This is a genomic window from Burkholderia sp. BCC1972 (assembly GCF_905339605.1).
Classification (GTDB): Bacteria; Pseudomonadota; Gammaproteobacteria; order Burkholderiales; family Burkholderiaceae; genus Burkholderia.
Genome location: NZ_CAJPGH010000053.1, coordinates 1 through 9,651, shown reverse-complemented (window position 1 = coordinate 9,651; position 9,651 = coordinate 1). Strand labels below are relative to the sequence as shown.

Sequence of the window (9,651 nt, the reverse complement as noted above, 5' to 3'; positions counted from 1 at the left end):
GAATTTCGTCCTGCTTTGCTAGACTCCCGCGCTTCCAAATATTAATTTTCCGCTTCATCGTGAGTACGGCACCGTCTGGCACAACATCCTCCGATTCAATACCTGCTGAAGTTAGACAGGCCATTGTCAGCCAAATCTTGCCCGAGGCGGAGATAGGTATCACGCGCCTGACGACCTCACGCCGCAATAGCGGGCTGACCGCACCATACGAGCTCGAAGACGCCGACCTCGTGGTGCTGCAACTGCACCCTTTCGGTGATCAGGACTTATGGCTCGATGGACGACCTGCGCCGTTCGTACCCTATGACGCGGGCATGGTGACGGTTCACGACCTCGACCGCATGTGGAAATCAAACCTTAAGGGTGCGTTCGATTGCATTCATTTTCACTTGCCCCGCCAGACTCTTGAAGAGACGGCTGACGAGGCCGGCGGCACGGGGCGCCCCCAGCTTTATTTGCCTCCTCATCTCAGCGTGGTTGATCCTGTGATCCATGCCCTCGGGCAAGCGTTGCTACCAGCTCTCGCTCACCCTGATCGTGCATCGCAACTATTCATCGACCACGTGACATTGGCGTTCCAGACCCATGTCGCGCATCAATACGGAGGGGTTGGCAGGCGAAGGCAGAAACTACATAACAAACTTGAACCGTGGCAGGTACGTCGCGCCAAGGCGATTCTTCTTGAGCATTTGGACGGGAAGATCCTGCTTGCGGATGTCGCGCGAGAATGCGGCATGTCGCGCGGTTACTTTCTGCGATTCTTCCACCAGACGACAGGACTTACACCCCACCGCTGGCTCATCATGCAACGAATCGAACGGTCCAAGGAATACATGCGCAAGCCGCACATGTCTCTAAGCACCATCGCGCTAGCATGCGGATTCTCCGATCAGAGTCATTTCACGCGAACATTCACGCGCGTGATAGGCGTGAATCCGAGTCAATGGCGCGCGAGTAACCTGTGATGAACGCGCAGTAGCTGCGTCGGTCCCCACGAGCGTCGGGTTTTCTGACCTTAGCTGACATTCTTCGCAACCAGCGAATGGCGGGACTTGGCCGAACTGAGTCAGATGAACTGACGCAGTCTGTTTGGTCTAGTCCAGACTTGTACATCACCCGACACAGCGACGACGCTTATGCATCGCCTAATGGCTACCGTCCGACGCATTCCCGGCCGCCCGCGCCCCCGCCCGCACGAAATGATGCTCCACCCTCGTGCGCAATACGCCATCGAGCGCGGCAAGTTGCTCGCGCAACCGCACCGCCTGCCCTTCCGTCATTTCACCGAGCACGATCTTCTGCTCGAGCACATCACCACAGCGCGTGATCGCCCACCGATCGACCGTCGCCGTTTCCCCTTCGAGCACAGCCGCAGCGGTCGAGACAATACCCGGATTCCGTCTCGATACGAGATGAACCGTATGCGTCAGCGTGAAACCGGGAAGGAACTGCGACCAGTCTTCACAGACGGTCGGACGGGAAGCGGAGGAAACTTGGCTCATGGTTGCTCCGGATGAGTGATTATCGAACCGGTGCCAGCCATGCTGCTCCCGTTTCGTTGCCGTCAATCGGCCGCATCGCCCCTAAGGCGTCCACCTTGCCCGGGAGGGCAGGTTGGCGTCGGATGATCCGACTCTGGATGCTTGATTTCCAACGTTCGACATTCCGAACGTTGATTCATTATATCGAAAAATTGACGTCGGGCAAGTGGCCTGTGAAAAGCAACCCTTCAGCAGTACAGCGGCCTCCTTCCCGCCCTCGCACCGGGGGAGCCCACTGGCCGCGCGTCTGGCATAAGGGTCGGAATCCCTTCCTGCCAGCCTAAAACCAGACACTGAACCGCGTCCCCGCCTTCAGCACATCGACCGTCAGCTTCCATTGATGGGCCTCGGCAATCTCCCTGCAGATCGCCAGCCCGAGGCCCGCACCGTCATATCGCGAATCCGGCGCCCGCCAGTACCGGTCGAAAAGCAGCGGGAGATGTTCCCGCCGAATCCCCGGCCCTTCATCTTCAACATGAATCGCCGTCTCAAGAACAGTCAGCACCACGACACCGCCCGACGGCGACGCGTTGATCGCATTCTCGAGGATATTCTTGAGCAGGATGAAAAGCGCCCCGCTGTCCGCCCGCACGGGCGCCGTGGAGTCGCGCGCTTCGATATGAAGCGTCACCTGCTTCGCATCGGCCTTGCCGGCCAGCAGGCTCACGACGTCCTGCACGACTTCGACGCCGTTCACGTCGCCGAAGCTGAAGTTCTGCGCTTCACTGACTTCGGCGAGATGCAGCAGTTGCTTGACCTGCCTCGCCATCAAATCGATCTCGCGAAGCAGCAGCGCCTTCTGCCTGATGTCGGGCTGCAACTCGATCTGGCCTCTGACGAGCGTGAGCGGTGTCTGCAACTCGTGCGCGGCGTCGGCCAGAAATTGCTGCTGAACCGCGAAGCCGTTCTCGAGCCGGGTCAGCGCATCGTTGAACGCATCGATCAGCGGCTTGATCTCGCTGGGAATGCCGGCCGACGACAGCCGCGTCTTCAGGTTGCGTGGCTCGATTTCCCGCGCGGCACGCGATACCTCCCGCAACGGCTTCAGCACATGGCTGATCGTCAACGGCAGCGTCAGTCCAAAAATGACGGTCGCGATGACCAGCACATAAGCGATGGTCTTCGGTATCGGATCGATCCGCGTCCTGACGAGCGCATCGACGAGTTGCGTGCTGTACGCCACCTGCACGTAATAGACGACGCTGCCGTTCAGCGCGCGCTGCGTCGCGACCGCGAACGCCTTGCCGTCGATCGTGGCGGACAGCACCTTGCCGGCCACCGTCGCGAGGTCGTCCGTCAGCCACGGTCGATCTTCGCTCGAAGGCACCGACGCCAGCAACACCTTCCCCGTCGCATCGAGCACGCGATACTTCACGTCGGCCGGCAAGAGCCGGAACATCACCGCCGGATGCTCGCCCAATCGCACGGATGCCGGGCGCCCGGCCGCATCGAAACTCATCCCGGCCACGATATGACGGATGCTCTCCATCTGCTGGCGCCGTCCCAGGAACTCGGGATATCGATCGAGAAAATAGACGGAAAGCGCAGATATCAGCGCCAGGCTGATGGCGAACGCGACGAGGTTGGTCACCCACAGACGCGTCGACAGGCGCAGAACCCAATGACGGAACATGGCGATTTCTTACCCGTGAGTGGCAACTGGCGAAACGCGGCGAAGCATCGTCACGCGTCCCGCAGCGCGAAGCCGGCGCCACGGATATTGGTGAGCCGCGTCGTTGCGCCGATCGCCGTCAGTTTCTTGCGCAAGCGGTGCACGGTCACCTCGAGCGCGTTCGGCGTGACGGCCTCCGCGAGCCCCCATGCGGCATGCTCGAGTATCGAATGCCGGACGGTCCGGCCGGCCGCTTCGATCAGGCAGAGCATAACCTGCAGTTCGGCCGGCGCCAGCAGTACCGTCCGGTCGCCACAGCGCATCGCGCGCTGCGGCGGGTCCACGGTCACATCCGCGAACGATGCGACGAGCGTCGTGAGCAGCGCCGGGCGCCGCATCAGCGTGCGTACGCGGGCGACGAGTTCGCTCATCTCGAACGGCTTGGTCACATAGTCGTCGGCGCCGCTTTCGAGTCCGTCGATGCGGTCATGCAACGCGTCGCGCGCCGTCAGCATCAGGCAAGGCATCATGCGCCCCGCCGCGCGCAGCGTCCTCAGGAACGCCAGACCGTCTCCGTCGGGCAATCCGCGGTCGATGATCAGCAGCGCGTAATCGGCCCGGTCGACCCCGTAGGCGGCTTCCCGGACATTGCCGAACCGGTCGGATTCGATCCCCGCCGCGGCCAACGCCTGGCCCAATAGCCCGGCCAGGCGCTCGTGATCCTCGACAATCGCCACTCTTGGCATACTCGCACTCACTTGAATCGATACATGTAGCCGATTCTGGCCTCGGGAACGAACCGTCTTCCGACGATCGGACTGTCAGTGATGGCGTCGCCGAGACGCGACACGCCGAGGTCCACGGAAATCGTCTGCTGCTTCGTCAACTGATAGTCGATACGGGTGCCGGCCGACACGTTCACTGTCGAACCGGCGTTGTAGGCCGCGCGCCACGCACGCGCCTCCGATGGTCGCACGCCGTAATAGTAGTCGACGTATTTGTCGCTCAGCCATTCCACGCCGACATGTGGCGCGATCGAGAACTGGCCGAGCGCAAACGCCTTCTCGAAGCCGATTTTTGCGCGCTCGCCCTTGTTTCCGCCGAGCAGGAAGCTGCCCGACAACGTGCCGAAGCCGGTGCTCCATGACAGTGCAGGCCCGTACCACAACGCGCCCTTGCGGTTTTCCATGCCGTTCAGGATCGGTGCGTCCGAGCCCTTGTAGCCGTCGAAGAGCGAGAACTGGCCGCGCAGCGCGACACTGACGCCGCTCCAGCTGCCGATTTTCAGATCGACCGTGGTACCGATGGCCCGTACCCATTTGTTGTCGAAATAGAGCAGCGGCAAAGGCAATACGCGGCTGCTGTCCCCCTTGTAAGGCGACGGCTCGATGCCGACGCCGGCACCCAATCCCCAATGCGTGACGTTCGTCGCGTTGTTGAGGATGGTCAGTCCTGAATTGTCGGTATCGGGCAGGATCGTGCCGTCGTCGGCCCAGGCCGAAGCAGACGACAACGCGAATGAAGCGGCAAGCAGCAGTAACGGACGTTCGCGGCGGGAGGCAGTTTTCACTATCATTTTCCTGGAGTCGACGATCGAAACGGGGGCTACTGTAGGACCAGTCGACTTACCGCTCACTTACCAGGAAAAATATCGTCCAAGGACAGAACCGCCTTTGGTTATCGCATCGCGGCGGCGCTTCCCTCTGCTCGACGGGAGGCGCAAAGCTGCATGACCCGCCCGCCGAAACCCGCTACTTCGACAACCGCAACTTCTTCGACACCACGACGCCGCTCGACGGACTCACTAGCCAGATGTCGTGAAGATCCATGTGCAACGTGGCGATCCTCGTCGAAATGTCCGTCGGCTCCTCGATACTCGGGTCGGCATGTTCGGTTTGTTCGGTCAGGTAAGGCCGAACCAGGCGTCCGGAAAAAACGAGTGCGAAGTCGCCATGCGTTTGTGCGTACTCGGCGGGCGAAAGCCGCATGCGGCTCCGAACGGTGGTCTTTTTGCCTTGTCCGGCCTCGAGTTCGATGATGTCGACGTGCTGGACGTACCCTTTTGCCTTCGCTTCCGGTGCAATCACGAGCCCGCGCCCTCGCGGCCCCGTCGTCACCTTGTGGAGCAGGATGCCGGCCCGGCCGTCGCGCTCCGCATCGAACAGGTCGATATCCAGCGTCAGCAGCTGCCGCCGCGACCGGTATCTCAGCCCGTACCGCACCGGCACCACGAACGTCACGTCACGATCCAGACCGACGGCCGCCAGGTCGGGATTCGTCGGGCCGTGCCGGCCGGCGGCACCGGCGACCGCGCCGCGAACGCGATCGCTCAACGAAGGCGAGAGCGTGCTGACGTGCACCTTCTGCAGCGTGTCCCGGATGGCAACCGGATCGTCGCCGGCAATCGGACGTGCCGGCGACGTGTCGTGATCGACAGCTGACGCGACGTGCGTCGTGCCGTCGACGGCCTCCCCCTCCGCACGCGCCGCGACGGGCGCCAGCATCGTCGTCACGGCGACGATGCACGCGAAGCGCGAACAACGCGATTTGAATTTCCGGTGAAACACGGCGAACCCCCGATTGCTTGCGGATCGATCAACGACGAGCACTATAGGGTGGAATGACCGGCAACGCACCCGCCGCTTGAAATTCGCCGATGCCGGCACGCCTCGTCACAGGTTCCTTGTCGGCCCGGCGGCACGTCAATGGCCAACACAACACTACCGTGTTGCCTCGGCGACAACAACCGACGCTAAGCGAACCGCGGCGCCCATCGGATTCGATCCGCGGGCGGCACATCGCGCGCCAGTGCGCAAGCCCGCTCGCACCGATTTCAATGGCCTGACGTACCGCTGCTCATTTTTAGTCGGGACAATTCTGAATTCTCAAATTCCGATTCAATCATGTCCGAACCCCAAAAGCCCTAAACCAACGATATGGAAAAACGAGGCACGATAAATATCAATTAAAAATATTCGAATCGACATATTCTCATTTAAATAAAAAATCCACTCCAAGCAAACAATCATTAATCATTGTTTCAGAATGAATTTTTCAACATCTCAAAATAAAAATATTGGCTAAAGATAAAAATATCTTGCTATTCTTCGCACCGAAAATCCGAGTGCCGTTGCCTAGTCACCCTGAGAGGCGGATTCGAACCCATCCGAATCCGGAACAAAAATAACGAGATTGTCGTGATGTCGATAGCAGCAACTTTGAGAAACTTTGCGTCGGGTCTGGTCGATCTGAACAAGCGTCCAGTCTCCCTTCATTTCGGGCAGGCGCAACGCGCGGTCGGCCATCTGCTGGCGCTCCATCACGCCGATATCCGCGAGGGACTGATGTCGGGGATCGAAGGGCAACTGACCTGCGTGTCGACCTACGATCATCTGCCGCCTGCGCTGTTTCTCGGCTTGCCCGTATCGGTCCGGCTGACGACCGACCGCGGCAACATCCGGGCCATCAACGCGATCGTGCACGAAGTGCGAACCGGTCAATCCGATGGCGAACTGACCGTCTATCAACTGGATGTGTGCGACGCGCTGTCGCTGATGGACCGTCGCACGAACGCCCGCCTGTTCCGCTCGCGCAGCGTGCCGGAGATTCTGGCGACGCTGATGAACGAGTGGAAACAGCGTAGCTCCGCACTCGCGCGAGCGTTCGATTTCGACCTGTCGACGTTGCAGGCCGATCGGTATCCGGCACGCGAGCTGACGCGGCAGGTCAACGAATCCGACGCACGCTTCATCCGGCGGCTGCTGCGCCGGGAAGGCATCACGGTCTTTGCGAAGGCCGCCCCGCTCGACGGGAGACGCGGCGTGACCGATGAGCGGCCGATTCACACGCTCGTGTTCTGCGACGATCCGCATCGTCTACCGGACGCGCCGGCCGGTACCGTACGCCTTCACCCGCGCGACGCCGGCGTCGAGCAACGTGACACCGTCACCCTCTTTGCGTACAACCAGCGTCTGTCGCCCGGCAAGGTCCGCCGCCCGTCGTGGGATTACAAGACCGCTCGTGTGGACGACTTCGAGGCCGTCACCGGCATCGGCCAGGGCGAGTCGGGGAACGATCTTGCGCGCCTGCTGACCGATGTCGCGATCGACATCCCGCACGTCGGCGACTCGTGGCGCGATCACGCGCGCATCGCGCACGACCGGATGCTGGCCCATCAGTTCGAAGCCGCGCACTTCGAAGGCCTCGGCACCGTGCGCGACATGCTGGTGGGACACGGGTTCACGCTGGCGGGCGACCCCGAGCTGGATATGAAGTCGATCGATCGTCGTCGATTCGTCGTCACGTCGATTCGACACGTCATCTGGAACAACCTGCCGAAAGACCTGTCGGGCCGCACAAGCGGGCTGTTCACGGCAAGCCGCAACCTCGCGCCAACCGCCCCGCCGCCCGATGCATCGGGATTAACGGACACGCGCTACGAGAACAGTTTCACGTGCGTGCAACGCGGCGTGCCGCTGAAGCCCGCCTACGATCCGGCGATCGACGTGCCGCCGGTTCACCTGCTGACCGGCACGATCGTCGGCACGCAGGGCGAAGAGGTGTTCTGCGACAAGGCCGGCCGCGTGCGTGTGCGGATTCACGGGCTGGATCCGGCTGACCATGCTCACGCGCAAGGCGCCGGAACGAACGGTCTGGCCGGCGACAGCGCACCGATCCGCGTCGCGGCGAGTCTCGCGGGCGAATGCTTCGGTGCGCTGTTCCTGCCGCGTGTCGGCATGGAGGTCTTGCTGGGGAATCTCTCGGGCGATCCCGACCGTCTGGTGATCATCGGCGTGTTGAGCAACGGCGCGAACCCGCCCGCGACTTTCAGCAATACCGGCGCGCTTCCTGGCAATCGCTACGTGTCCGGGATCAAGACGCGGGAAATCAAGGGGCGGCGTCATAACCAGCTTCGCCTGGACGATACGCCGTCGCAAATCTCCGCGCAGTTGGCAAGCGAACATGCGCATACGCAATTGAATCTCGGCTATCTGACGCAGCCGCGCAAGGACGGACACGGGAACGATCGGGGCGAAGGCGCGGAGCTGCGCACCGACGCCGCTGCGGCGTTGCGCGCCGCCCAAGGCATGCTGTTGACGACCTATGCGCGTTCGCATGCAACCGGTGGTCAGCTCGATCGCGATGAATTGATCCGCTTGCTCGATCAATGCACGGAACTCTTCAAGTCGCTCGGCGATTATGCCGGCCAGCATGGCGGGCAGTCCGCCGACACGGCCGGCCAAGACAACATCGCCAACGCATTCCGTCACTGGAAACCCGGCGGATCGGAATCCGGCGCCACCGGCGACGCATCCGCGTTCATGGCGTTCGGCGCGCGAGCGGGGTCGCTGAACGTCACGCCGAAAACGCACGTCACGTATGCGGGCGAGAACATCGATCAGATCGCGCAGCAACACATGCAATTCACGAGCGGCGAGCGAATCAATCTGCATGCCGGGCGTGGCGTCGCGATGTTCGCGCACGGCGACGGTGTATCGGCGATCGCGCATCAGGGGAAAGTGGCCCTTCAATCGCAGAACGACGACACGCAAATCGAATCCGGCAAAAACATCCAGTTGACTGCGGCCGGCGGCAAGCTGGCCGGCACGGCAAGCGACGAAGTCGTGTTCGTCACGTCCGGCGGCGCGTATCTCAAGCTGCATGGCAGCGATATCGAACTGGGATGCCCCGGCAAGTTCACCGTGAAATCGGACGGTCATGCATGGGGCGGCCCCGCGAGCATGAGCGTCGACCTGCCGACATTCGATCAGCGGCCGCTCGGCCGCGTCCCGAAGCTGATCCGCCCGACGGACGGTAACGCAGCGCCGGGATTCGAAGGACAGATTCGAAAGGCATCGGAAACGCTGTCGAATTTGATGACCGACACGGCCGGGGAATTGCCGGCGATCGATACCGATCGGTTCGAGAGGCTGGCGGTGCAGTTCACCAAGAAGAATGTTTAACGCAAGCGCAGGAGTCCGGATGATTGATTCATCTCTCGATCCTCGGCCGGAAGAGGAAGCACGCACCAACGAGCACGCCGCGAAGGCCGACGTGCCCGATGCGGCTGCGCCGCGCCCGGAGCCACCTCAGATCGTCGTCGGCAGAAGCGACGGAGTCTCGATGTGGACGAAAGACACTCGACTGATCTGCATCAAGCAAATGCCGTTGCCCGGTATCGTCATCTTCGTCCATGGCGTGAACTCCGAAGGCGAATGGTTCGAAGCCGCCGAGCAGGGGTTGTGCGAGGGTCTGAACCGGCGGCTCGGGCGGCTGGACGATCAGTTGATGTATCACGGCATCGACGCCGGGCAATTGGTGCCGGCGAAGTACACGGAAAGCGTGACGCCGGACGGGTTTTTGAATCCGACGCTTTGGTCCGGCAACTACATCAAATCTGACCCGTCCTTCTCGCCCGTCATTCATTTCCGATGGGGATATCGGGCAACCGCCGCAGAGTTGAAAGAGTATGGCGACAAGATCTTCCTGAACGAGAAG

Annotated in this window: 7 protein-coding genes, 1 pseudogene and 1 riboswitch; of the genes and pseudogenes, 3 read left to right on the top strand and 5 right to left on the bottom strand. The window is 61.7% G+C overall.

Annotated elements, in window-relative coordinates; translation table 11 throughout:
- Positions 1-2: 2 nt before the first annotated feature.
- Positions 3-965, top strand: coding sequence for an AraC family transcriptional regulator (locus tag U5798_RS36645; protein WP_322084850.1), 963 nt, complete (start codon positions 3-5; stop codon positions 963-965).
- Positions 966-1,145: 180 nt separating this feature from the next.
- On the opposite strand, the gene U5798_RS36640 is transcribed toward U5798_RS36645, so the two are convergent.
- The 5 genes from U5798_RS36640 to U5798_RS36620 all read right to left on the bottom strand — a co-directional run bounded on the left by U5798_RS36640 (position 1,146) and on the right by U5798_RS36620 (position 5,657).
- Positions 1,146-1,502 (bottom strand): hypothetical protein, encoded by a 357-nt coding sequence (locus U5798_RS36640; protein WP_185658162.1) that lies wholly within the window; start codon positions 1,500-1,502, stop codon positions 1,146-1,148.
- Positions 1,503-1,544: 42 nt separating this feature from the next.
- Positions 1,545-1,648: riboswitch (SAM-I-IV-variant riboswitch) on the bottom strand.
- Positions 1,649-1,821: 173 nt separating this feature from the next.
- The gene (locus U5798_RS36635) at positions 1,822-3,174 is read right to left on the bottom strand and encodes a sensor histidine kinase (RefSeq protein ID WP_322084849.1); all 1,353 of its coding nucleotides are present in this window, start codon (positions 3,172-3,174) and stop codon (positions 1,822-1,824) included.
- A 50-nt stretch (positions 3,175-3,224) separates the two neighbouring features.
- Positions 3,225-3,899: a response regulator transcription factor gene (locus tag U5798_RS36630; protein WP_322084848.1), complete on the bottom strand. Its 675-nt coding sequence runs from the start codon at positions 3,897-3,899 to the stop codon at positions 3,225-3,227.
- 8 nt (positions 3,900-3,907) lie between these two features.
- A complete protein-coding gene (locus tag U5798_RS36625; protein ID WP_124451602.1) occupies positions 3,908-4,723 on the bottom strand; it encodes a MipA/OmpV family protein in 816 nt (271 codons plus the stop codon).
- 181 nt (positions 4,724-4,904) lie between these two features.
- Entirely contained in the window at positions 4,905-5,657 is a 753-nt protein-coding gene (locus tag U5798_RS36620) for a hypothetical protein (protein WP_322084851.1), read from the bottom strand.
- Positions 5,658-6,353: 696 nt separating this feature from the next.
- Here U5798_RS36620 and U5798_RS36615 point away from each other — a divergent pair.
- Together U5798_RS36615 and U5798_RS36610 are read left to right on the top strand one after the other, a co-directional pair.
- Entirely contained in the window at positions 6,354-9,116 is a 2,763-nt protein-coding gene (locus U5798_RS36615) for a type VI secretion system Vgr family protein (RefSeq protein WP_322084847.1), read from the top strand.
- Between the two features lie 19 nt (positions 9,117-9,135).
- Positions 9,136-9,651 (top strand): annotated as a pseudogene (locus tag U5798_RS36610) (hypothetical protein); the annotation flags it as partial.